At 70.6% G+C, this 24,735-nt stretch carries 17 protein-coding genes and 1 pseudogene; 14 read left to right on the forward strand and 4 right to left on the reverse strand.

The genetic code is table 11. The annotated features are described in order from the left end of the window. Positions 1 to 176: 176 nt before the first annotated feature. Complete coding sequence (locus P3T29_RS05355) at positions 177 to 1,103, reverse strand: NAD-dependent epimerase/dehydratase family protein (RefSeq protein ID WP_280715109.1); 927 nt, start codon at positions 1,101 to 1,103, stop codon at positions 177 to 179. 122 nt (positions 1,104 to 1,225) lie between these two features. On the opposite strand from P3T29_RS05355, the gene P3T29_RS05360 reads away from it, so the two are divergent. Then, on the forward strand, positions 1,226 to 1,927 hold the full coding sequence (locus tag P3T29_RS05360; RefSeq protein ID WP_280715110.1) for a TetR/AcrR family transcriptional regulator: 702 nt from the start codon (positions 1,226 to 1,228) through the stop codon (positions 1,925 to 1,927). Between the two features lie 109 nt (positions 1,928 to 2,036). On the opposite strand, the pseudogene P3T29_RS05365 reads toward P3T29_RS05360, so the two are convergent. Together P3T29_RS05365 and P3T29_RS05370 are read right to left on the reverse strand one after the other, a co-directional pair. Then, a pseudogene (locus tag P3T29_RS05365) lies at positions 2,037 to 3,124 on the reverse strand (dihydrofolate reductase family protein). Positions 3,125 to 3,245: 121 nt separating this feature from the next. Beyond that, positions 3,246 to 3,830, reverse strand: coding sequence for a pyridoxamine 5'-phosphate oxidase family protein (locus P3T29_RS05370; protein ID WP_280715111.1), 585 nt, complete (start codon positions 3,828 to 3,830; stop codon positions 3,246 to 3,248). A gap of 60 nt (positions 3,831 to 3,890) precedes the next feature. Between P3T29_RS05370 and P3T29_RS05375 the strand changes: the two genes are divergently transcribed. The 5 genes from P3T29_RS05375 (at position 3,891) to P3T29_RS05395 (ending at position 11,637) form a co-directional block, all read left to right on the forward strand. Continuing rightward, on the forward strand, positions 3,891 to 4,790 hold the full coding sequence (locus P3T29_RS05375; protein WP_280715112.1) for a methyltransferase domain-containing protein: 900 nt from the start codon (positions 3,891 to 3,893) through the stop codon (positions 4,788 to 4,790). A gap of 161 nt (positions 4,791 to 4,951) precedes the next feature. Continuing rightward, entirely contained in the window at positions 4,952 to 5,131 is a 180-nt protein-coding gene (locus P3T29_RS05380; RefSeq protein WP_280715113.1) for an SPOR domain-containing protein, read from the forward strand. A gap of 10 nt (positions 5,132 to 5,141) precedes the next feature. After that, entirely contained in the window at positions 5,142 to 5,549 is a 408-nt protein-coding gene (locus P3T29_RS05385) for a (deoxy)nucleoside triphosphate pyrophosphohydrolase (RefSeq protein ID WP_280715114.1), read from the forward strand. A gap of 269 nt (positions 5,550 to 5,818) precedes the next feature. Then, a complete protein-coding gene (locus P3T29_RS05390; RefSeq protein ID WP_280715115.1) occupies positions 5,819 to 8,782 on the forward strand; it encodes a SpoIIE family protein phosphatase in 2,964 nt (987 codons plus the stop codon). A gap of 437 nt (positions 8,783 to 9,219) precedes the next feature. After that, complete coding sequence (locus tag P3T29_RS05395; RefSeq protein ID WP_280715116.1) at positions 9,220 to 11,637, forward strand: SpoIIE family protein phosphatase; 2,418 nt, start codon at positions 9,220 to 9,222, stop codon at positions 11,635 to 11,637. Positions 11,638 to 11,720: 83 nt separating this feature from the next. Here P3T29_RS05395 and P3T29_RS05400 read toward each other — a convergent pair whose 3' ends face one another. Beyond that, positions 11,721 to 13,667: an Ig domain-containing protein gene (locus P3T29_RS05400; RefSeq protein ID WP_280715117.1), complete on the reverse strand. Its 1,947-nt coding sequence runs from the start codon at positions 13,665 to 13,667 to the stop codon at positions 11,721 to 11,723. Between the two features lie 349 nt (positions 13,668 to 14,016). Between P3T29_RS05400 and P3T29_RS05405 the strand changes: the two genes are divergently transcribed. The 8 genes from P3T29_RS05405 (at position 14,017) to P3T29_RS05440 (ending at position 24,654) form a co-directional block, all read left to right on the forward strand. Next, positions 14,017 to 15,762: an ABC transporter family substrate-binding protein gene (locus P3T29_RS05405; protein WP_280715118.1), complete on the forward strand. Its 1,746-nt coding sequence runs from the start codon at positions 14,017 to 14,019 to the stop codon at positions 15,760 to 15,762. 87 nt (positions 15,763 to 15,849) lie between these two features. Beyond that, on the forward strand, positions 15,850 to 16,428 hold the full coding sequence (locus tag P3T29_RS05410; protein ID WP_280715119.1) for a Uma2 family endonuclease: 579 nt from the start codon (positions 15,850 to 15,852) through the stop codon (positions 16,426 to 16,428). Positions 16,429 to 16,675: 247 nt separating this feature from the next. Further along, positions 16,676 to 18,544, forward strand: a complete 1,869-nt coding sequence (gene typA, locus P3T29_RS05415) for a translational GTPase TypA (protein WP_280715120.1) — start codon at positions 16,676 to 16,678, stop codon at positions 18,542 to 18,544. A gap of 390 nt (positions 18,545 to 18,934) precedes the next feature. Then, positions 18,935 to 20,563, forward strand: coding sequence for an ABC transporter substrate-binding protein (locus tag P3T29_RS05420; RefSeq protein WP_280715121.1), 1,629 nt, complete (start codon positions 18,935 to 18,937; stop codon positions 20,561 to 20,563). A 165-nt stretch (positions 20,564 to 20,728) separates the two neighbouring features. Next, the gene (locus P3T29_RS05425; protein ID WP_280715122.1) at positions 20,729 to 21,655 is read left to right on the forward strand and encodes an ABC transporter permease; all 927 of its coding nucleotides are present in this window, start codon (positions 20,729 to 20,731) and stop codon (positions 21,653 to 21,655) included. Next, entirely contained in the window at positions 21,648 to 22,577 is a 930-nt protein-coding gene (locus P3T29_RS05430; protein WP_280715123.1) for an ABC transporter permease, read from the forward strand. The genes P3T29_RS05425 and P3T29_RS05430 overlap by 8 nt, the downstream gene beginning before the upstream one ends. A gap of 15 nt (positions 22,578 to 22,592) precedes the next feature. After that, positions 22,593 to 23,642, forward strand: a complete 1,050-nt coding sequence (locus tag P3T29_RS05435) for an ABC transporter ATP-binding protein (protein WP_280715124.1) — start codon at positions 22,593 to 22,595, stop codon at positions 23,640 to 23,642. Next, positions 23,635 to 24,654 carry a dipeptide ABC transporter ATP-binding protein gene (locus P3T29_RS05440; protein ID WP_280715125.1) on the forward strand — a complete coding sequence of 340 codons (1,020 nt, stop codon included), beginning with the start codon at positions 23,635 to 23,637 and terminating at the stop codon, positions 24,652 to 24,654. Before P3T29_RS05435 ends, P3T29_RS05440 begins: the two co-directional genes overlap by 8 nt. The last annotated feature ends 81 nt before the right edge of the window (positions 24,655 to 24,735 follow it).

Consider the following 24,735-nt stretch of genomic DNA (forward strand, 5'->3'; position numbering starts at 1 on the left):
GGACTTGCTCGAACCCGGGCCGGAGCTGGATCCCGCAGCCCGCCCGGGACCGGGGCGAGCCTAGGGGTGGGATGGCCAGTCCTCAATAGTTCCAACGCAGTTGATCCAGCTGGGCCCACGCCGACCGGGACGACCTGCTCGAGAACCGCTCGGTCCGCCGGCACGTGACTCACGCCTCAGGCGGCGGCTCGCGCGGCCGTGACGGTCTCGCGGAGGGCGTCCTCGGTCGGTGTGGGTGTGAGGGCGAAGGCTTCCTGGGCCCGGCTGGAGTCCACCACGAACGGATGGTCGAACTGGTAGCGGACCTCGGGGATCTCCCGGGCTTCGGCGCTGAACAGGCCGGCCAGGCGGAGTAGAGCGGTGGGCATCCGGCTGGTCCGGGCGGCAGGGGCGGCGGCCAGGGTGGCGGTGAGGTCGGCCAGTTCGCGGATGGACCTGGGCGGTGGGGTCGGGGCGTGCCAGGGGCGGCCCCAGGCCGACTCGTCGTCGGCGACGGCGACGAGGGTGCGGGCCATGTCGCCGGTGTAGGTCCAGCTGTGCGGGGCTTCCACGTCGGCGGGGGCGAGGGCGCGGCGGCCGCGCAGGACGGCGGGCAGCACCATGACGGTGAAGGAGGACACGACCCCGGCACCGAGGTAGTCGGAGCCGCGCACCTCGGCCGTGCGGATCCGACCGCTGTCGTGGGCGGCGAGCTGGGCGGCCCAGAGCTCGGCACGGACCCGGCCCTTCGCGGAGTTGGGGCGAGCGGGCAGGTCTTCGGTCATCGGGCCGTCCACCAGGCCGTACAGGTAGAGGTTTCCCACGCTGACCAGCACGGCGCCGGTCACCTCGGCGGCGCGCAGGATGCTCGCGTTGAGCGGCGGGAACTCGGTCGTCCAGCGGTGGTAGGGGGGTTGGGCGCAGTGGTGGATGGCGGTGGCCCGGGCGGCCAGCCGGATCAGGGCCTCCGGGTCGGTGGCGTCGGCCCGCACGCGTTCGATGCCGGGGTGCACCGGTCCGGAGCCGCTGCGGGTGATCAGGCGGACCTCGTCCCCCCGGTCGGCCAGCAACCGGGCGGTGGCCGAGCCGACGGGGCCGGCTCCCACGATGACGTGCAGGGACATGATCGACTCCAATGAGAGAACGGCGTTCTCGAACGGCAACACCGTACGAGCGGACGCCGTACCGCGTCAAGAACGCTGTTCTCCAAGAGGGATGGCGTTCTCTGTTGTGGGAGACTGGGGGTATGTCAGCACCGTCACTTCGCGCCCGGGTCCGCTCCGAGATGACCGAGGAGATCAAGGCGGTGGCTCGCCGACGCCTGGCGGCGGACGGGGCCAACCTGTCGCTGCGCGGGGTGGCCAGGGACATGGGAGTGGTCGCGTCGGCGCTCTACCGGTACTTCCCGAGCCGGGACGACCTGCTGACCGCGCTGATCACGGAGGCGTACGAGGCGCTCGCCACCGCTGCGAGGGAGGCCGACGCCCGGGTGCCACGGACGGACACCCGGGGGCGCTGGCTGGCCGTAGGGCACGCCGTACGGGAGTGGGCGCTGGCCCATCCGGCCGAGTACGGCCTGCTCTACGGCAGCCCGGTGCCCGGGTACGCGGCGCCGCAGGACACCGGTGCGCCGGCCACGGCCGTGGTCTTCCTGCTGGTCGGGGCAGCGGCCGAGGCGGCACAGGAGCGGCCCGGCGCCCTCCCGCAGTCCGCGCCGCTGCCCGAGGCGGTACGGGCCGACCTGCGCAGGCTGATCGACCAGCAGCCCGGTGAGATCCCCGAGGAGCTGCTCGGACGCGTGTTCGCGGGCTGGGTCCACCTCTTCGGGCTGGTCAGTTTCGAGGTGTTCGGTCGGATGGAAGCGACCATCGAGGCCCGCCGGGAGTACTTCGAACACCAGATGGGCCTGATGGCCGATCTGGCAGGGCTGCCGTCCGGCGCCCATTAGCCCGCGTCGGCCTGCGTCGGCTCCCGGCGCCCTCGAACTCCGGGGTGTCCGCGACGAATTGGCCGTACGTGGCCCGTTGGGTGGGCGTCGGGTCGGGGCGCGGACCGGCTCATTCGAACAGGTGCGCGTTGACCGCCCGTGCGGCCTCGGCCAGTTCGGGCAGTTCGACGACCGTCACCCCGGCGGCGCCGAGCAGCGCGGTGCCCTGGCAGCCCGTGACGAAGAGATCCGGCTCCCGCCAGGTGACGACCACCCGTGGGATGCCGGCGGCGATGATCAACTGGGCGCAGGTGCGCGGCCGGGAGGCGCGCTGCCCGCAGGGCTCCAGTGAGCTGTAGATGGTCGCGCCGCGCAGCCGGGGATCGTCGGCGGGCAGCTTGCCGAGTGCCGCCTCCTCGGCGTGGTCGTGCGCGTCGACCTCGCGGCTGTAGCCCTCGCTGAGCACCGTCCCGTCGGCGCCGACGATCACCGCGCCGACCGAGAAGGCGGTCTCGGACGGCGGGCAGAGCTTGGACAGCTCGACCGCGCGGGCCAGCCAGAAGAGATCGGTCACTGGGCGTACTCCTTTGGGGCGTACCGGAGCAGGACGACATCACCCACAGTACGTGCCCCCAACAGCCGCATCCGCCCACCGGGCCCGCCCGGAAAGGCGGCCGGGCCGACGAAGCGCGGCGCGCCCGCCTGGCCGACCAGCAGCGGTGCGACGGTGAGCTGAAGCTCGTCGGCGAGCCCCTGGGCGAGGAACTGGGTGTGTACGCCGCTGCCGCCCTCGACCATCAGCCGTTCGACGCCGCGCCCGCCCAGATCGTCCAGTACGGCGCCGAGTTCCACCGTCTCGCCGACCCCGGCCACCTCCGCCAGCCCGTCCAGCTCGGCACGCAGCCGGGGTGCCGAGGCGAGCGTGGTGTACGCGAGCTTCCGGCCCCCGGTGTGCCAGAACCTCAGCCCGGAACCCAGCGAACCGCTCCCGCTGAGCGTGACCTTGAGCGGGTACGCGGGTTTCCCGGCGGCGACCCGGGCCGCCCGTCGCTCGGGTGAGTTGACCAGCAGCCGGGGGTTGTCCAGGCGCAGGGTGTTACCGCCGACCAGGAGGGCGTCGCAGGAGGCGCGTACCTCGTCCACCCGGTCGAAGTCCTCGGGGTTGGAGAGCAGCAGGCGCTCCGGGGACGCGTCGTCCAGGTACCCGTCGATCGACATCGCGGCGCTGAGCAGGACGTACGGGCGGCGAGGTGCCAAGGCAGGGTCCGTTCTCTCGGAGTCTTCTCCCTCCGAGGCTTCGCTCGGTGCTGCCACCGTACGACCTGCGGACCCCCGTGGCTCAGCCGGTGCGGGGCGGTACCGGCAGGGGGAGTGCGGGCAGGCCGTCGATGCTGCTGCCGATGTACTGCTTGCCCTCGCAGTAGGCCGAGAACTGGTCCTCGCCCTTGCGCTCGAAGTACTCGGAGTGCAGGCTGCGGTCCTCCCGGAAGTCCATGAACGGGACGGCGTAGCCGCAGGAGTCGCTGACCCGCTCGGCGTGCACCAGGACGATCGCCCGCAGTCCGGCGCCGTCCACGGACGGGTCGAAGAGCGCCAGCAGCCCGGCGAAGCGCGGGTCGTCACGGAAGACCGGCTCACCGCGTCCGTGCACCCGCACCACCGTGGGTGGCCCGGTGAAGGCGCACCACATCAGGGTGATCCGCCCGTTCTCCCGCAGGTGGGCGATGGTCTCGGCGGTGCTGCCACCGAAGTCCAGGTAGGCGAGGGTCAGTTCGTCCAGTATCGCCAGCGTTCCGGAGCGTCCCTTGGGGGAGACGTTGACGTGCCCGTCGTCCGCGAGCGGGGCGGTGGCGGTGAAGAAGATCGGCTGACTCTCGATGAACTTCCGCAGGCGGCCGTCGATGCGCTCGTAGGTTTTTCCCATGACCTCAATTATGGCCAACATGAGTCGGGATGAGGATGGGTCCGGAGTGCGTCTTGAGATATGAGACTCATGTTCTCGATAGACGAGACGGCGCGTACGTTCGAAGCCGTCGCAGAAGAGCTGCACGACGAGTTGAGGGGAACCGTCATGACGGACCGGCAGGCTGTCTACACCCATGGCCATCAGGAGTCGGTGCTGCGCTCGCACCGCTCACGTACCGCCGCCAACTCGGCGGCCTACCTGCTGGCCGAACTGCGCCCGGGCCAGGCCCTGCTGGACGTGGGCTGCGGACCCGGCACGATCACCGCCGACCTGGCGGAGCTGGTCGGCCCGGCCGGCCGGGTGGTCGCGGTGGACACCTCCGCCCAGGTGTTGGCGCAGGCGGCCGAGTACGTTGCCGGGCGCGGGCTGTCCAACGTGGTCTTCGAGATCGCCGATGTGCACCAACTGCAGTACCGGGATGGTGAGTTCGACGTCGTACATGCCCACCAGGTGCTGCAGCACGTCGCCGACCCGGTGGCGGCGCTGCGCGAGATGCGCCGGGTGGCCGTACCCGGCGGGGTGGTCGCGGCGCGCGACGCCGACTTCGCGGCGATGACCTGGTACCCGCAACTGCCCGAACTGTCCGACTGGATGGCCCTCTGTCAGCGGGTGTCCCGCGCCAACGGCGGAGAACCGGACGCGGGCCGCCGCCTGCTGTCCTGGGCCCGCGCGGCGGGCTTCACCGAGATCGAGAGCTCCTCCGCCACCTGGACGTACGCCACGCCGGGGCAGCGCGAGTGGTGGGGCGGACTGTGGGCCGACCGGGTCGTCGGCTCCGACCTCGCGGACAGCGCCATCGCCAAGGGGTACGCGACCCCGGCGGACCTGGAGCGGATCGCGGACGGCTGGCGCCGCTGGGCGGCCGATCCGGACGGCTGGTTCGCCGTGCTGCACGGCGAGGTGCTGGCTCGCGCCTGAGGCGCGGCCCAGCCGGCCCTTACCTGCTGTTAACGGGGGGCGTACTCGCCGGTAGCAGTCCGTCGGTACCGTCTGAGCTGTACCAGGCCCGGCCCGTCCCCCACCGGGCCGGGTCTGCTGTCACGGTCCCGCCGCCGGCCCGGTCCGCTACCGTCAAGCGCATGGAGACGGCGTACCGGGTGATGCGGCAGGACGACAACGGCAACCGCTTCCTGGTCGCCGAGGGGCTCACCCGGCCGGCGGCGGAGGCGCTCGCGGCCGAGTTCGAGGCTCGCGGCCACAAGCAGTTGTACTGGGTCGAGCGCAACGACGCCGCACAGGTCCCCGACGGGTCCGCATAGGGTCTCGTCCATGGAGAACCGGATTGTCGTCGGCGGTGCCCTCATCCACCAGGGCCGGGTGCTGGCCGCCCGTCGCAGTGCGCCGCCCGAGGTGGCGGGGTACTGGGAGTTCCCGGGTGGCAAGGCCGAACCCGGCGAGACCCAGGAGCAGGCGTTGGAGCGCGAGCTCCACGAGGAGCTGGGTGTACGGGCTCGCGCGCTGGCGCAGCTGCCCGGCCGGTGGCCGCTGCGGCCGGGGTTGGAGCTGCGGATCTGGACCGCCGAGCTGCTCGCCGGTGACCCGCAGCCGCTGGAGGACCACTCCGAACTGCGCTGGCTCGGGCCGGAGGAGCTCACCGAGGTCGACTGGCTCGAACACGACCGCGAGGTGCTGCCCCACGTCGCCCGGCTGCTCACCGGCCGGCCCGGACCTGCCTGAACCCGACCTGCCTGAACCAGACTTGTCCGAACTGGCCCGGGCGACGTTTAGGCCAGGTAGGTCAATCGGAAAAGACGACCCTGAATGCCGGGATAGCCGGGCATTTTGCGGGGTATGTCACTGTTCGGCAGCATTCGTCACCATCGGTGAGGCGGAGCCGGGGCAGTCGGTGCGGAGCGTCGGTCACCCGCCGACGCACCCGCCACGGCACCGCCGCCGGGGTGGCAGTCCGAGCAGTCCGAGCAGCCCGAGAGCCGGAGGCTCCGTCGGTGTCGAGTACGGGTAACGGCGGGGGAGAGCGACCGCCCCAGGGCCTGCCCCGGCGGGAGCCGCAGCGTGCGACCGGCGCGGGTGACGGCCCGGCCCGCTCACGCTCGAACCCCAGCGGCAGCAGCGGCAGCAGCGGCGCTCGAAGCGCCAAGGGCGCACGGAGCGTGGGCAGCGCTGCCGCCCGCGCCCGCCTGCGACGCAGCACGCCCCCGCGCACACCGCCACGTACCCCACCGCGTACGCCTCAACGCACGCCCCCGCGCACGCTCCCGTCCGCAGTCGGCCCGCGCGAGCAGGGTGACCGGACCGCTCGGGGGCAGCAGCCCCACCACCGCTCGGCCGCCGCACCGGGCGGTCCGCCCGGCGCCCCCACCGCCCCCGGTGTGTTCGCCGCGCCCACCGCGCGGGGCCGCCCCGCCGCGCCCTTCCCCGGGACCGTCGTCTCGCCCGCCGAGCGCTTCGGCAGACACGCGCAGGGCAGCCTCTTCGACATCGTCAAGGTCGCCATCGCGATCCTCGACACCGCCGGCCGGGTGGTCCTGTGGAGCCCGGCCGCCGAGCAGCTGCTCGGCTGGCCGAGCGAGCTGCTGGTAGGCCGCCGGATCGAGGAGCTGATCGTCCAGGAGGCGCGGGTCAGCGAGGCCCGGGCGGCGATCCGGGACGCCCTGCGTGACGGGGACTGGCGCGGCCTGACCGAACTGCAGCACCGGGACGGCTGGAAAGTCCCGGTCGAAGCCCGGATCTCGCTGCTGGTCGACGGCGACGGCACCCCGTTCCTGCAGGTCGCGCTCGCCGAGGCCGGTACGTTGCGGGCGGTCGAGCGCGACCTCGCCGTCCGGGACGCGCTGTTCGAGCAGTCGCCGCTCGGTATCGCCATCCTCGACACCGAGCTGCGCTACACCGCTGTCAACCGGACCCTGGCCGAGATGAACGGCCTCGCCGCCGAGGACCATGTCGGCCGCACCACCGGCGAGACCCTCCCCGAGCGGGCCGCCGACGAGATCACCGCGATCCAGCGGCAGGTGCTGGCGACGGGCGAGCCGGTCGTCGACGTCACGCTGGCCGCGCCGAGCACCGCCCGCTCCGGCTACCGCTCGATCTCGTACAGCCGGATGACCGACCGCGCGGGCAAGGTGCTCGGCATCTCCGGCACCGTGATGGACGTGACCGACCGCTACCGGGCGGTGGCCAAGGTCGAGAACGCCCGGCGCCGGCTGTCGCTGCTCAACGAGTTCGGCTCCCGGGTCGGTGACCTGCTCGACGCCTCCCGGATCGCCCAGGAGCTGGCCGGGGCGGTCGTTCCTCGGCTGGCGGACTTCGCGGCGGTGATCCTGCTGCAGGCGGTCGCGCACGGCGACGATCTGCCCCGGCACGGTCACGACCGCCGTACCTCGCTGCTCCAGCTCGGCGTGGCCGCCGTCCAGGACGGGCCCGAGGTGGAGGTGATGCTGCGGCGCGGCGCCCGGGTCACCTTCGCCGAGGACTCCTCCTTCGGCCGCGTGCTGCGCACCGGCGTGCCCGAGCTGCTCTCCGGGCCGGCCGAGCTGAGCGATCTCACCTATCCGGGCGACCCGAAGGTGCAGGCGGCGCACGACCTGGGCGTGCACTCCCGGCTGGTCGTCCCGCTGCGCGCCCGGGGCATCGTGATCGGGCTGCTGGTGGTCAGCCGGGCCGGCTACCGCGAGGGGTTCGACCGGGACGACCTGGCGTTCACCGTCGAGCTCGCCGACCGGGCGGGCAGCTCGCTCGACAACGCCCGCCTCTACGCCCGGGAGCGTACTGCCGCGCTCACCCTGCAGCGGACCCTGCTGCCCCAGCAGGTGCCGCAGCCCCCCGGGGTCGAGGTGGCGTACCGGTACGTGCCCGGCAGCAGTGGCACCGAGGTCGGCGGCGACTGGTTCGACGTGATCCCGCTGCCGGGCGAGCGGACCGCCCTGGTGGTGGGCGACGTGATGGGCCACGGGCTGCGGGCGGCCGCGACGATGGGACGGCTGCGCACCGCCGTCCGCACCCTGGCCGGGCTCGACCTGCCGCCGGACGTCCTGCTCCGGCACGTCCACGACCTGGCCGACGACCTTGCCCAGGGCCCGGACGAGGCGCTGCTCGCCACCTGCGTCTACGTCGTCTTCGACCCGGCGACCGGCCGACTGACGGCGACCAAGGCAGGCCACATCCCGCCGATCCTGATCGTCCCCAAGGAGCCGGTGGAGGAGTCCGCCGGGATCGGCGGCGCGCTGCCCGGCGGGGTGGGCCAGATCCTGGATCTGCCGTCCGGTGCCCCGCTCGGCGTCGGCGGCGTCCCGTTCGAGTCGATCGAGCTGGAGATTCCGGAGGGCAGCCTGCTGGCCCTCTGCACGGACGGCCTGGTGGAGTCCCGGGACAAGGACCTGGACGTGGGGCTGGGCAGGCTGCTCAGCGTCCTGGAACAGCCGTACGCGTCGATCCAGCAGGCCTGCGAGGCGGTGCTCGCCACCATGGAGCAGGGGCGGGAGCCGGACGACGTCGCGCTGCTGCTGGCCCGCCTCGGGCGCGGGCAGGCGGGCGTCCCGACGGCCGGGTGGACGCTGCCCGCCGAGCCGACCGCCGTCTCCCGGGCCCGCCGACTGGTCCGTGGCACGCTCGCGGAGTGGCGGGTCGAGCACCTCACCGACACCGCCGAGCTGCTGGTCAGCGAGCTGGTCACGAACTCCGTCCGGTACGCCAGCGCCCCCATCGGCGTCCGGCTCACCCTCGGTGACACCCTGCTGGTCGAGATCTCCGACCCGCTGCCCGACCCGCCCCGGGAGCGGCACGCGGCCGCGGCCGACGAGGGCGGCCGAGGGCTGGAGCTGGTCCGCCGCCTGGCACTGCGCTGGGGGGCCCGGGCCGAGGGCATGGGCAAGGTGGTCTGGTTCGACCTGGCCCTGGTCGACCCGGGGTACGAGCCGGACAGCGAGTTCGACGACGCCCCGGAGCTGCGGTGATGAAGCTGTGGTGATGTGGCAGGTGATGTCGCATCAGGAAACCACGTGATTACCGACACATGTGCGAGCAACGGCCGCCTGTGGCACGGCTGTAGCTCGGCTGTGACACAGCGTGGGGCGCACCCCTGCGGCGGAGCGTGATCTTGCCGCTGCCCTGCGTGGTTCGAACAGGCCCGGCCGGGTAGGGAGACCCGGAGAAGGGACCACCCGATTCGATGTTGTGATGTCAGGGACGTGTGCGCGTGCTCTCCGATGATGAATGATGGGTCTTCTCGACATCCGGATGGGCGCGGGTTGGAGGGGTCGGTCCGTTGAACAGCATCCCGGCGCGGAGTGTGCCGAGTGGCAGCGGCCATGCCGCCGTACCCGGACAACCGGGCCCGGCGCCTGGCCGGGCGGCGGATCGTGATGCCCCGGCCGGCTGGGGGCACGGACAGGTGGGCTCCATCTACGACTACATCCGGGTCGCCACCTTCGCGATCGGTCCGGACGGGCTGATCAGCCAGTGGAGCAGCCGGGCCGCCGAGTTCTTCGGGGTCCCGGCCGACGAGGCGGTCGGGGCGGACCCGGTCACCGCCTTCGTGCCGCGCGAGCTCTGGCAGCGCGGCCGGGCCCGGCTGGACCGCATCCTGTCCGGCGAGGAGTGGGTCGGCACCGCCCCCTACCGGGACGCCGACGGTGGGGAGGGCCTCGCCGAGGTCTACCTGATGCCCGACAGCGGCACCCCCGGCGCCACCTGCCTCGCCGTCGACCTGGGCAGGCTCCGCCGGATCGAGACCGACCTCGCGGCCTCCGAGGCCGTCTTCGGGCAGACCCCGACCGGCTTCTTCCTCTTCGGCCTCGACCTGCGCCTGCAACGCGTCAACGACGCCTTCGCGGCCGGCCTCGGGCTCCCGCACGCGGAGCTGGAGGGGCTCACCCCGTACGACCTGTTCCTGCCCGGCGAGGCGGACCGGCTGATGGTCGCGCTGCGCAAGGTGCTGGCCGGCGGCGAGCCGATGCTCGACCTGCGCTTCACGGGTGCGGTGCCGCGCACCGCGAGCCCCGCCGTCACCGCGCAGGTCCGCGACGGCGTCCGTAGCTGGGCCATCTCGCTCTACCGCCTGAACAGCTCCGCCGGTCTCCCGATGGGCATCGCCGGGCAGGTCCTGGACGTCACCAGCCGGCACGTCGCCGAGCGTGAGGCGGCGGGCGTCCGGCGCAGCCTGGCCCTGCTCAACGAGGCCAGCACGCACATCGGTTCCACCCTCGACCTGGAGACCACCGCGAAGGAGCTGCTCGACGTCATCGTCCCGCAGTTCTGCGACCTCGCGACCGTCGACCTGTACACCGCGCTGCTCAGCGGTGACTCCGGCCCGATCGCCGTCCGCCCGGGCCTCTCCGACGGCTGCGGCGAACTGCGCCGGGTCGCCGTCTCCAGCGTGGTCGGCGGGGCGTCGAGCGTGTTCGGCGCCGAGGGTTCCGTCCCGGTCGCCGAGGCCGGCGGCACGCTCTGTTACCCCCGCCGCTCGCCGCACGCCCGCGCGCTGCGCACCGGCCGCAGCGTCGTCCCGCAGCCCGGGCCCGACCCGCTGCTGCGTTCCACCCTGGTCGTCCCGCTGGTCGCCCGCGAGCAGGTGCTCGGCCTGGTGCAGCTCTCCCGGGCGATCGGCAGCGAGCCGTTCGACGCCCGGGACGTGGCGATCGCCGAGGAGCTGGTCGCCCGCGCGGCCGTCTGCGTCGACAACGCCCGGCTCTACCGCCGCGAGCACGAACGCGCCCTGATCCTCCAGCGCAGCCTGCTCCCCCCTGGCAACCCGGCTGCCACCGGCCTGGAGATCGCCCGCCGCTACCTGCCGAGCAACAACAACACCGAGGTCGGCGGCGACTGGTTCGACGTCATCCCGCTGCCCGGCAGCCGTACCGCGCTGGTGATCGGCGACGTGATGGGCCGGGGCCTGCGCGCGGCGGTCGCGATGGGCCAGCTCCGTACGGCGGTCCGCACCCTCGCCATGCTCGAACTCGACCCGGCCGAGGTGCTCACCGCGCTGGACGAGATCGCCCGGGGCCTGGGCGGCGACACCGGCGCGCCCGGCGCCGACTCCACCGAGCTGTACCTCGCGACCTGCGTGTACGCCGTCTACGACGCCGTCACCCAGCGCTGCGTCTTCGCCAACGCGGGCCACCTCCCGCCCGTGCTGCTCAGCCCGGGCGAGCCGGCCCGGATGCTCGACGTCCCGCCGGGCCTGCCGCTCGGTGTGGGCGGCGAGCCGTTCGAGGAGGTCGAGGTCACCCTCCCGGACGACGCCGTGCTCGGCCTCTACACCGACGGTCTGGTGGAGTCCCGCAAGCACCAGCTGGACGAGGGCCTGCGGGCCTTCCGGACGGCCCTGTCGAACGGCTCGAAGCAGCTGGAGCAGCTCTGCGACGAGGTCCTCCACGAGCTGATCCCGCACCACGGCGAGGACGACATCGCCCTGCTGATGGCCAAGGTGCAGCCCCTCCCCGAGGACTCGGTGGGGGACTGGCGGCTCCCGTCCGAGCCCACCTCCGTCTCCAAGGCCCGCGAACTCGCCTGCAGTTGGCTGCTGGTCCGGGGCCTGGACGAACTGGTCGACACCACCGAGCTACTGGTCAGCGAGCTGGTGACGAACGCCCTGCGGCACGGCCGGGGCGAGATCCGGCTGCGCCTGCTGCGCGACCGTACGGTGATGTGCGAGGTCTGGGACGACGGCTACGCGCAGCCCCGGCAGCGCCGGGCCCAGGAGACCGACGAGGGCGGGCGCGGGCTGCAGCTGGTCAGCCTGCTGGCCGAACGCTGGGGCAGCCGCCGGACGCCGAACGGAAAGATCGTCTGGTTCGAGCTGACTCTCTGAGGCACCGAGGCTCGGGCAATGAAAGGGCGGGCCGACGACAGCGTCGGCCCGCCCGAAGTGACGTCAGGTCAAGTGACGTCAGGTCAGTAGAGCTTGACCGACGCGTCGTCGATCAGGAACGCGGTGTTGCCGGTGGTGGAGTGCGAGACCAGCTTGATCCCGACGGTGGAGCCGAACTCGGCCGCCACGTACGGGGTCAGGTCGAGGCTGATCTGCTGGTAGCCGTTGGTGGCGTCCAGGTTCGACCAGGTCTTCACGGTCGCGATCTGGTTGCCGGAGTACTGGTCGTACAGCTCCAGCGAGAGGGTGTCGGCGGCGCTGGTCCTCGGCGCGGTGCCGGTGATGTTCAGCCAGAAGGAGAAGAACTCCTTGCTGTAGCCCGGCGTGGTCTCCACCCACTGGGTGATGGAGTCGTCGGTGGTGGTGTTCTGCCCGAGCCAGGCGTACGAGTTCCCGCTGTGCGGCTCGTGCGCGCTCGACGGGGTGATGATGTTGTAGCCCGAGGCGTTCCAGGCACCGTGGTCCGAGGTGCCGTTCTCGAAGCCGGGGTCGGTGAGCTGCTCGATCGGGGCGCAGCCCATCTGGCCGCCGGCCCAGAAGCCGTACCAGAAGGTCTGGCTCTGGCTGTTGCCCTTGTCGTCCGAGGCGGTCACGGTGACGCCCTGCCAGCCGGAGACGTTGGTGCTGCCGGTGATGTGCCCGGTGGCCGGGTTGATGGTCAGACCGGCCGGCAGGCCCTTGGCGCTGTACGTGATGGCGCGTGAGGCACTGTCCGAGGCGAGGATCGCGTTGTCGATCGGTCGGCCCAGCGGGGCGGACTGGTCGCAGGGCTTGGTCAGCAGCAGCGGCTGGTTGGTGAAGACCGGGTCGTCACCGACACAGGCGTGGTCGTAGTTGGACCACATCGTCTGCACCGGGAAGGTGCCGGTGGAGAGTTGGAGGTCGAACAGCCCGCCGTTGGAACCCTTCGGGATCCAGGCGCACTTGTCGCCGACCTCCTGCCCGGTGGCGTCCGTCCAGGCGCCGCTGGGGTTCTGGTCGGTGATGGTCTCGGCGTACTCGTGCCCGCCGATGATCCCGTAGCCGTCGAGCCGGCCGCGCGCGGTGTTCTCACCGAACCAGTTGGTGCCGCAGTACTTGTTGTCCGTCTGGTACGGCATCAGCGTGTACGCCAGCGTGCCGTACGAGCTGCGCTCGAAGGTGTGCCAGGCGCAGTAGCCGAGCTCCTGCCACTTGTCGGCGTCGGTGCCCTTCGGGGTGTTGATGATGTACTGGACGTTGCGGTTCTGGTTCGGGTCGGAGTTCCCGAAGTGCTTCGCGGCGGCGAGGGCCTCGGCCGCGATCTGCGGCTCGGTGGCGGCGGCCGGAGCGGCGGCGGAGTTGTCCAGCCAGACACCCGCGAGGGTCTGTCCGGCGACCGGCATGCCGACGTGGTTGGCACCGGCCGGGCAGCGGCTTGAGCCGTTCGAAAGCCCCTCGCAGTACTGGCTCATGACCTTGGACCAGGTGTCGGTGCTGCTGCCCAGGCCCTTGAAGAAGTCCTGCTGGTACGGGGCCGCGCTGTCCGGGTCACCGGAGAGCGTGGCGTCGCCGCTGGCCGGGTCGGTGCCCTGGGTGCCCCACTGGGTTCCCCAGTAGATCAGGTAGACCTTGGGCTGACCGGTGGTGACACCGATCGAGTCCTGACCACCCCGGTAGGTCATCTGCAGGTCGTAGTTGTTGTTGGGGCGTACGACACCGGTGGATGCTGCGGCCGCCGCGGCCTTCTGCTCGCTGAAGGTCTTCGAGTTGGGCATCACGTGCGGGCGGGTGGCCAGGGTCTGCACCCAGGTGCCGTTGACGTTCTTCCAGCCCTCGGAGGCGGGGTGCGGGTTGGTCGGCAGCTGGTGCGGGGCCGAGACCGGGTGGTGCACGGGGGTGGGGGCGGATGCGTAGGCGGCGCCGGAGATCCCGCTCGCGGCGAGGCCCAGGGCGAGCGCGGCGACGGTGAGGCGTCGGGCCGCGCGGTGTGGTGCGGAGGCAGCGGACACGAAGGTCCCTCTCTGCGTGGGGAGATGTGGTGGGGGAGAAGAGTCGTGCAGTGTGAAATAACACATGTCACGTGTCATCCACGTCAAGGGGTCTGCGTATGGCAAAAGATTCGGCCGGTGCGCCAAGCGGGTGCTCCGGTGCGCGACTCCGCCGTGTCGCAGGCCCTCCACCGGCCCCGATGGCCTTCAGTGGTCAACTACCCCGATCTTCCAGTCAGCTGACGAACCAACCGAAGAACCTGCTGACAAGTCAACTCGCGGATCAGCTGACGAACCCACTCGCGAGCCGGCTGACGACCTGACCGAGCACCTGACTCACGAATCAACTGACGAACCGACGGAGGAGCGCATGCGCGCCAACCAGCTCACCGCCGCAGCCGTCGCCCTGCTGCTGGCCGGCTGCTCGGGCCACCCGGCGGCCACCGTTGCCCAGGGTGCCGACGTGACCGCCGCCGACCGGGCCCAGGTCGGCGAGGGCGGCACGCTGCGCTGGGCCGTGGACGCCGTACCCGCCACGCTCAACGTCTTCCAGTCGGCCGCCACCCCGGACTCCGCGCTGCTCGCGCACGCCCTGCTGCCCAGCCTGTTCCGGCTCGACCAGCACGCCCGTCCGGCCGCCGACCCGGACTACCTGACCGCCGCCGCGTCCACCCCGGCCGGTCAGTCCCCGCAGACCGTCACCTACCGGCTCAACCCCAAGGCGGTCTGGAGTGACGGCACCCCGCTCTCGGCCGCCGACTTCACCGCCCAGTGGCACGCCCTGTCCGGTACGGACCCGGCCTACCAGGGCGAGCAACCCGCCGGGTACGCGGCGATCGCCGCCGTGGCCCAGGGCGCGGACGCCCACGAGGTCAAGGTCACCTTCAAGCAGCCCTACGCGCCCTGGCGCGCGCTGTTCAGCCCGCTCTACCCCGCCGCCGCGACCGGCACCCCCGCCGCCTTCAACCAGCCGCTCGCCGCCGCCTTCCGGACCTCGGGCGGCCCGTTCGCCGTCGGCGCGTACGACAGCCCCGGCGGGAGGGTCTCGCTGGTCCGCAACCCCGCCTGGTGGGGTGACGCGCCGAAGGCCCAGGCGATCGACTTCCTGGCCACCCCCGCCGCGAACCGCCTGGACGCCCTGGACCAGGGCAAGCTGGACGTCGCCGCCCTCGCGGACGCCGTCGACCACGCCGCCCCCGGGGGAGTGGCCGCCGCCGCGCCGCCGGACGCCGCCGCCATGGTCCAGGCCTCGGTCCAGGCCCTCCGGCGCGCCGAGTCGCTGCCCGGGCTGGCCCTGCACCGCGCCCCGGCGCCCGCCTTCACCCAGCTCACCCTGAACGCGACCAGGGGCCCGCTCGCCGACCTGAACGTCCGCCGCGCGGTGGCCAGGGCGGTCGACCGGCAGAAGACCGCTGCCGCCGCCCTCGGCCCGCTCGGGCTGACGGCCGTGCCACTCGGCAACCACCTGCTGATGGCGGACCAGGACGGCTACCAGGACAACAGCCGCTCCGCCGGGGACACGACCGCCGCCCAGCTGCTGGACCAGGCGGGCTGGAAGAGCAACCCCGCAGGCGCCGCCTCGGCCCGGACCAAGGACGGCAAGGACCTCACCCTCGGCCTGCTCATCCCGGACGGCTCCGCCACCGCCCGCCGCACCGCCGACACCCTGACCGCCCAACTGGCGGAGGCCGGCATCACCGTCCACCCGCAGCCCGTCCCGGCCGCCGCCTTCGTCAAGGACCACCTGGCCACCGGCGACTACGACCTGGCCCTGTTCTCCTGGCCGGTGACCGCCTATCCGGCGAGCGACGAACGCGCCTACTACGCCAAGCCCGAGCCCGGCCCGGACGGCATCCCGGTGATCGGCCGCAACTACGCCCGCACCGGCACCGAGGAGATCGACCACCTCTTCGACCAGGCCACCGCCGAACTCGACCCCACCGCCCAGCGCGCCCTCCTCCAGCAGGCCGACGCCCGCATCTGGCAGCTCGCCCACTCCGTCCCGCTCTTCCAACGCCCCGACCTGGTCGCCGTCCGCACCACCGTGGCAGGCGCCGGCGCGTACGGATTCACCGCCCCGCGCTTCCAGGACCTGGGCTTCCGAAAAGGGGCTTGAGCCAATCCACCCGAAAGGTTGAACCCAGCCGGAAGCCGTAGCGCTACGCTGAGTCGCAGGGCCACACTTCCGCCCATGGGAGCAACGATGACGCTTGAACCTGTGCCGGACTGGCTCATCCCACCGGACGCCGGCTTCACCGCCGAGGACCTCGACCGACTCCCCGACCTGCCCCCGCACACGGAGCTGATCGACGGGAGCCTGGTGCTCGTGAGCCCTCAGCGGGACTTTCATGGCCTGGCCATGTACTTGCTGGAATACGGACTGCGCGCGGCAGCGCCGACCTACTTGCGCGTCCGTCGCGAGATGACGGTCACCCTCGGTCCTCGCCAGCGCCCAGAACCGGACCTCATGGTGCTACAGGCGTCCGCCATCACCGGGCCGAACGTCACCGGCTACCAGCCCGCCGACGTCCTGCTCGCCGTAGAGGTACTGTCCCCGGACTCCGAGGTGCGTGACCGGAAGCGCAAGCCGGAGCTCTACGCGGAAGCCGGCATCCCGCACTTCTGGCTGGTCGAGCAGGAGGACGGCCACCCGGTCGTGCACGCCTACGAGCTGGACGTCGTCACTGGCAAGTACGTCGCCGTCGGCGTTCACCGTGACCGGCTGAAGCTCGCCCGTCCCTTCGCGATGGACATCGACCTCACCGCCATCGACCGGCTCTGAACCCTCCCCGGCACCCGGCAGTGGCGGTGGCCGGAATGTGATCTTGGACGCTGTCCGGCGTCCGGACCGGCCCGTTTCTGCTCCTTTGGGATGTTCCACGTACCATAGGAGTAAGCCGTGGCATGTCGTGCCCGGCGGGTGGACCGGTAGTAGCAGGCGGAACGGGCGGCGGCGATCAGTACTGATCGCCGGTCGGCGTCACGCAGCCGGGCGCCGTAACCCACGATTCCGGGAGAATCCGCTCAGCATGCCCACGCGCAATGACATCCGTAACGTTGCCATCGTCGCCCACGTCGACCACGGCAAGACCACCCTGGTCGACGCCATGCTGAAGCAGGCCGGCGCTTTCGCTGCCCACCAGCACCTCGACGACCGAATGATGGACTCTAACGACCTGGAGCGCGAGAAGGGCATCACCATTCTCGCGAAGAACACCGCCGTCAAGTACCACCCGAAGGAGGGTGGCGCGCCGATCACGATCAACATCATCGACACCCCGGGCCACGCCGACTTCGGTGGCGAGGTCGAGCGCGGTCTGTCGATGGTGGACGCGGTCGTCCTCCTGGTCGACGCCTCCGAGGGTCCGCTGCCGCAGACCCGCTTCGTGCTCCGCAAGGCGCTGACGGCCAAGCTGCCGGTCATCCTCTGCATCAACAAGACCGACCGTCCGGACTCCCGGATCGACGAGGTCATCAACGAGACCTACGACCTCTTCCTGGACCTGGACGCCACCGAGGAGCAGATCGAGTTCCCGATCGTCTACGCCTGTGCGCGTGACGGTGTCGCCTCGATGACCAAGCCGGAGAACGGCACCGTCCCGGCCGACAGCGACTCGCTGGAGCCGTTCTTCTCGACGATCCTGCAGCACGTCCCGGCCCCGACCTTCGACGAGGGTGCCCCGCTCCAGGCCCACGTCACCAACCTGGACGCCGACAACTTCCTCGGCCGCATCGCGCTCTGCCGCGTCGAGCAGGGCGAGCTGCGCAAGGGCCAGCAGGTCGCGTGGATGAAGCGTGACGGCTCGATCGCGCAGGTGAAGATCACCGAGCTGCTGATGACCGAGGCGCTCACCCGCAAGCCGGCCGAGGTGGCGGGCCCCGGTGACATCTGTGCCGTCGCCGGTATCCCCGACATCATGATCGGTGAGACCCTGGCGGACCTCGAGAACCCGATCGCGCTGCCGCTGATCACGGTCGACGAGCCGGCCATCTCGATGACCATCGGTACCAACACCTCGCCGCTGGTCGGCAAGGGCGGCAAGGGCCACAAGGTCACCGCCCGCATGGTGAAGGACCGCCTGGACAAGGAGCTGGTCGGCAACGTCTCGCTCCGCGTCCTGCCGACCGAGCGCCCGGACGCCTGGGAGGTCCAGGGCCGTGGTGAGCTCGCGCTCGCCATCCTGGTCGAGACCATGCGCCGCGAGCTCTTCGAGCTGACCGTCGGCAAGCCGCAGGTCGTCACCAAGATCGTCAACGGCAAGACCCACGAGCCGGTCGAGCGGATGACGATCGACAGCCCCGAGGAGTACCTCGGCGCGATCACCCAGCTGATGGCCGTCCGCAAGGGCCGCATGGAGACCATGACGAACCACGGCTCCGGCTGGGTCCGCATGGAGTTCATCGTCCCCTCGCGTGGCCTGATCGGGTTCCGTACCCAGTTCCTGACCGACACCCGTGGCACGGGTATCGCGCACTCCATCTTCGAGGGCCACGAGCCGTGGTTCGGCGAGCTCCGGATGCGCAACAACGGCTCGCTGGTGGCCGACCGCGCGGGCGTCGTGACGCCGTTCGCCATGATGGGCATCCAGGAGCGCGGCACGCTCTTCGTCGAGCCCACCACCGAGGTGTACGAGGGCATGATCGTCGGCGAGAACTCGCGCCAGGACGACATGGACATCAACATCACCAAGGAGAAGAAGCTCACCAACATGCGTGCCGCTTCCTCCGACACCACCGAGAACCTGGTGCCGCCGCGCAAGCTCTCGCTGGAGCAGAGCCTCGAGTTCTGCCGCGAGGACGAGTGCATCGAGGTGACCCCGGAGACCGTGCGTATCCGCAAGGTCGTCCTGGACCAGAAGGAGCGCGGCCGTACGGCCTCGCGCGCCAAGAAGAACTGACGCTCGACAGTTCGCAGCACTCAGCCTCAGCAGTTCCGAGCGCTGAAGAAGGCGCTGAAACGCCGTCGGCCGGCTCCCCGTCAGGGGGGCCGGCCGACGGCGTTTCCGGTTACTCCCCGCTACCTGCCGCCGGAGGCCGAGTGTCCGTTAATCGGAGCTGATGGCCCGTTATTCATGCGGGCTGTCCGTTTCATCCATGTCTGACTATGTCTTGAATGTCCGGTATCCGGACTCAAGCGTTCGCTCATGTGATCAAAATGAGATCGCTAATCGTCAGGTTCATACCGCAGCGTGACCGATAGTGGTTGAAGTCAAGCTCGGGTCCAGGGGTACGCGCAGGGGTGCGCGCCGAACCACGGGCGCGGAACGCCGATATCAGGAGGCATCCCCATGCGCGGTGCTAGCCAGGCCAAGTGGGTCGTCACGGCAGTCGCAGTCGCCCTCGCCGCTACCGCTTGCGGCAGCAGCACTTCCGCGTCGAGCGGTTCCGGTGCGATCGACGCCAAGGGCGTCTACAGCTACCAGAGCGGTGAGCCGCAGAACCCGCTCCAGCCGGCCAACGCCAACGAGTCGCTCGGCTCACGCGTCGTCAAGAACCTGTTCCGCGGCCTGGTCGACCTCGACCCGACCACCAACAAGCCGCGCTACCAGGTGGCCGACAAGATCGAGACCACCGACGCCAAGCACTTCGCGGTGACGCTGAAGTCCGGCTGGACCTTCCACGACGGCACGCCCGTCACCGCGCACTCCTTCGTGGACGCCTGGAACTGGTCGGCCAATACCAAGAACAACCAGATCAACAGCAACTGGTTCTCCGACATAGCCGGCTACGACGCCGTGCACCCGGCCAAGGGCGACCCGACGGCCACCACCATGTCCGGTCTGAAGGTCGTGGACGACACGCACTTCACCATCGACCTGACGGGCCCGGTCTCGTACTTCCAGTACAAGCTGGCCTACATCGCCTTCTCCCCGCTGCCGAAGTCGTTCTTCGCCGACCCGGTCAAGGCCGGCGAGAACCCGGTCGGCGACGGCCCGTACAAGTTCGTCTCGTGGGAGCACAACAAGGCCATCACGCTGGCCGCCTACGACCAGTACGCGGGTGTGGACAAGGCGCAGAACGGCGGCATCGTCTTCAAGAACTACAGTGCCGCCGAGGCCGCCTACAAGGACCTGACCTCGGACAACCTGGACGTGCTCGACCAGGTCGACCCGACCGACCTGCCCAAGTACAAGTCGGACCTGGGCGACCGCGCCGTCGACCAGCCGCAGGGTGGCATCGTCTCCATCAGCTTCGCGATGTACCAGCCGGAGTGGCAGGGCGTCGACAAGGCGAAGGTCCGTCAGGGCCTGTCGATGGCGATCGACCGCGACACCATCACCAAGACGGTGCTGAACGGCTCGCGACTGCCCGCCGACAGCTTCGTCGCCCCGGGTACGGTCGGCTACAAGGCCGGCATCTGCGGTGAGGCCTGCACCTTCGACCCGGCCAAGGCCAAGTCGATGATCGCGGCCGGCGGCGGTGTCCCGAACAACAAGATCACCATCACCTACAACGCCGACGGCGGCCACAAGGAGTGGGTGGACGCGGTCTGCAACTCCATCCGCCAGTCCACCGGCGTGGAGTGCGTCGGCGACCCGAAGCCGGACATGAAGACCGCGCGCAAGGAGATCACCGCGCACACGGTCCCGAGCATGATGCGCACCGGCTGGGCGCAGGACTACCCGCTCAACGTCAGCTTCCTGCGCGACCTCTACCAGACCGGCGCCGACTCCAACGACGCGCTGTACTCCAGCCCGGAGTTCGACAAGCTCGCGAAGGCGGCCGACGCGGCGGCCACGGTGGACCAGACCGCCGACCTGTACCAGCAGGCCGAGGCCCAGCTGGTCAAGGACATGCCGGCCATCCCGCTCTGGTACTACAAGACCAACGCGGGCTGGTCCAACAACGTGACCAACGTGAAGTACGACACCTTCGGTGACCCGGTCTTCACCCAGGTCGAGGTCAAGCAGAAGTAAGCACCGCAGAAGTAAGCACCGCAGAAGTAAGTACGCAGAGGTAAGCAAGCGGCAGAAACGCGGCCGGTGCCCGTCCGCCCTCCCCGGGGCAGGGCAGGCGCCGGCCGTCGTCATGCCGACCCACTGCCGGCTTCTGCCCGTCAACTTCACGACATGGAGGGCACGATGGGGCGTTTTGTCGCCAGGCGACTGCTCCAGATGATCCCGGTCTTCCTGGGGACGACCGCGCTCATCTTCTTTATGGTGCACGTGCTACCGGGTGACCCGGTCGCCGCGATGTGGGGGGACAAGGCGGCGGACCCCGCCCAGCTCGCCGCCAAGCGCCACCAACTGGGGCTGGACCAGCCGCTGTTGCAGCAGTACGTCACGTACATGGGCCACCTCCTCACCGGTGACTTCGGTACCACCATGGGCCAGCGCAAGGTGATCGACGTGATCTCCGCCGCGATGCCGGTGACCGTCCGGCTGACGCTGATGGCCTTCGGCGTCGAGGTGGTCTTCGGGGTGCTGATCGGCCTGTTCGCCGGTCTGCGCCGGGGCAAGGCGTTCGACAAGGGCACCCTGGTCATCACGCTGCTGCTGATCTCGATACCGGTGCCGGTGCTCGGGTTCCTGTTCCAGACGGTCTTCGCCGACCAGCTGAAGCTGGTCACCCCGACCGTCCAGGACTCGATGAACTTCGGCCAACTGCTGCTGCCGGCCGTCGTGCTGGGCTCGCTGTCACTGGCGTACGTCGCCCGCCTGACCCGCACCTCCATCGTGGAGAACGTCCGCGCCGACTACATGCGCACGGCCGTCGCGAAGGGTCTGCCGAGGCGCCGGGTGATCGGTACCCACCTGCTGCGGAACTCGATGATCCCGGTGATCACCTTCCTCGGCACCGACCTCGGTGCCCTGATGGGCGGGGCGATCGTCACCGAGTCCATCTTCAACGTCAAGGGCGTCGGCAACGCGATGTACCACGCGATCAACCAGAGCGACGGCGCCACGGTGTCCGGCTTCGTGGCGGTCCTGGTGCTCGTCTTCCTGGCCGCCAGCCTGATCGTCGACCTGCTCTACGCGGTCCTGGACCCGAGGATCCGGTATGCCTGACCTGATCGAGAAGAAGAAGACCGAGGCCGTGGCCGTGAGCGCGCCGGAGAAGCCCGAGAAGGCCCGCAGCCTCGGCTCGGACGCCTGGCAGGAACTGCGGCGCAACCCCGTCTTCCTGCTCTCGGCCGCGCTGATCCTGCTGCTGATCGTCATCACCATCGCGCCGGGCCTGTTCACCTCGGTGGACCCCCGGGCCGGTGACCTGCGCAACCACTACCTGAGCAAGCCGAGTTACGGCCACCTGTTCCAGGACGACTGGTTCGGCTACGACGGCCAGGGCCGCTCGATCTACGCCCGGGTGATCTACGGCGCGCGCGCCTCGATCATCGTCGGCACCTGCGTCACCGCCGCGGTGACCGTGTTCGGCGGCCTGCTGGGCATGCTCGCGGGGTACTTCGGCGGCTGGGTGGACACGCTGCTCTCGCGGATCACCGACATCTTCTTCGGCATCCCGCTGCTGCTCGGCGCCCTGGTGGTGCTCAACGCCTTCACCGCGCGCACCGTCTGGAGCGTGGTCTTCGCGCTGGTCGCGCTCGGCTGGACGCAGATGGCCCGCGTGATGCGCGGTTCGGTGATCACCGTCAAGCAGGCGGACTACGTCACCGCCGCCAGGGCACTGGGTGCCGGTACGCCGCGCATCCTGTTCAAGCACATCCTGCCGAACGCCGTCGCCCCGGTGATCGTGGTCGCCACCATCGCGCTCGGCGGCTACATCGCCACCGAGGCGACGCTGAGCTTCCTCGGCATCGGCCTCCAGGACCCGACGATCTCCTGGGGTATCGACATCAACTCGGCCCAGAACGTCATCCGTACCGCCCCGCACGTGCTCTTCTTCCCGGCGGGCATGCTGAGCCTCACCGTGCTGGCGTTCATCATGCTCGGCGACGCGGTGCGCGACGCCCTCGACCCGAAGCTGCGCTGAGAGGCGGAACGCACGATGACCACTGTCATGGAGAAGAAGACGGAGACGGGTCGGCTCGTCCCCGGCACCCCGCTGCTCGAAGTCCGCGACCTGCACGTGGAGTTCAAGACCCGGGACGGCATCGCCAAGGCCGTCAACGGCGTCAACTACTCGGTCGCGGCGGGCGAGACGCTCGCGGTGCTCGGTGAGTCGGGCTCCGGCAAGTCCGTCACCGCGCAGACCATCATGGGCATCCTGGACATGCCACCGGGCCGGGTCGCCTCGGGCGAGATCCTGTTCCGGGGCCAGGACATGCTGAAGATGTCGGGCGAGGAGCGGCGGCAGATCCGTGGCCAGAAGATCGCGATGATCTTCCAGGACGCGCTGTCCTCGCTCAACCCCGTGCTCAGCGTGGGCTACCAGCTCGGCGAGATGTTCCGGGTGCACCGGGGCGCCTCCCGCAAGGAGGCCAAGGCCAAGGCGATCGAACTGATGGACCGGGTGCGGATCCCGGCCGCCGCCCAGCGCGTCGGCGACTACCCGCACCAGTTCTCCGGTGGTATGCGGCAGCGCATCATGATCGCGATGGCGCTGGCCCTGGAGCCGGACCTGATCATCGCGGACGAGCCCACCACGGCCCTGGACGTGACCGTCCAGGCGCAGGTGATGGACCTGCTGGCGGAGCTTCAGGCCGAGTACCACATGGGTCTGATCCTGATCACCCACGACCTCGGTGTGGTCGCCGACGTCGCGGACAAGATCGCGGTGATGTACGCGGGCCGGATCGTCGAGACCGCCCCCGTGCACCAGCTGTACGCCAACCCGGCGCACCCGTACACCAAGGGCCTGCTCCGCTCGATCCCGCGCCTGGACCAGAAGGGCGAGGAGCTCTACGCGATCAAGGGCCTGCCCCCGAACCTGCTCAAGGTCCCGGCCGGCTGCGCCTTCAACCCGCGCTGCGACGCCGCCACCGACCTGTGCCGCACCGAGACCCCCGCGCTGCACCAGGTGATGGACAAGGACGGCGCCGAGCTCGCCGGCCGCCGCAGCGCCTGCCACCTCTGGAAGGAGACCCTCCATGGCTGAGCAGCCCATCCTCGAGGTCAAGGACCTGGTCAAGCACTACCCGCTGAGCCAGGGCGTCCTCTTCCGCAAGCAGACCGGCGCGGTCAAGGCCGTCGACGGCGTCTCCTTCGCCCTGGGCAAGGGCGAGACGCTCGGCATCGTCGGCGAGTCCGGCTGTGGCAAGTCGACGCTCGCCAAGGTGCTGATGAATCTGGAGCGCGCCACCTCCGGCCAGGTGCTCTACAAGGGCGAGGACATCTCCAGGCTCTCGGGCGCCGCGCTGAAGGCCGTCCGCCGTAACATCCAGATGGTCTTCCAGGACCCGTACACCTCGCTCAACCCCCGGATGACGGTGGGTGACATCATCGGTGAGCCGTACGAGATCCACCCCGAGGTGGCGCCGAAGGGCGAGCGGCGCAGGGCGGTGCAGGATCTGCTGGACGTGGTCGGGCTGAACCCGGAGTACATCAACCGGTACCCGCACCAGTTCTCCGGCGGCCAGCGGCAGCGGATCGGCATCGCGCGCGGTCTGGCGCTCAAGCCGGAGATCATCATCTGCGACGAGCCGGTCTCCGCGCTGGACGTCTCGGTGCAGGCCCAGGTGATCAACCTGCTCGACCAGCTGCAGAAGGACTTCGAGCTGTCGTACATGTTCATCGCGCACGACCTCTCGATCGTCCGGCACATCTCCGACCGGGTCGGCGTGATGTACCTCGGCAAGATGGTCGAGATCGGCAGCGATCTGGAGATCTACGACCACGCGACCCACCCGTACACCCAGGCCCTGCTGTCCGCCGTCCCGGTGCCGGACCCGACGGCCCGGGAGACCCGGGACCGGATCGTGCTCTCCGGGGACATCCCCTCCCCGGCGAACCCGCCGTCCGGCTGCCGGTTCCGCACCCGGTGCTGGAAGGCGGAGGACCGCTGCTCCACCGAGGTCCCGCTGCTCGCGGTGCCGTCGCTGCTCAGCGGCCCGGCGGCGCACGCGTCCGCCTGCCACTTCGCCGAGGTCCGTCAGACCGTCACCACCTGACCCGGACTCAACCCGTAGGGCCCACAGCTGAGCTGTGGGCCCTACGGGTTTTCCGGGGCACCCATCCGGCCCTACAGCGGT

This window comes from Kitasatospora sp. MAP5-34, from assembly GCF_029894335.1.
GTDB lineage: Bacteria > Actinomycetota > Actinomycetes > Streptomycetales > Streptomycetaceae > Kitasatospora.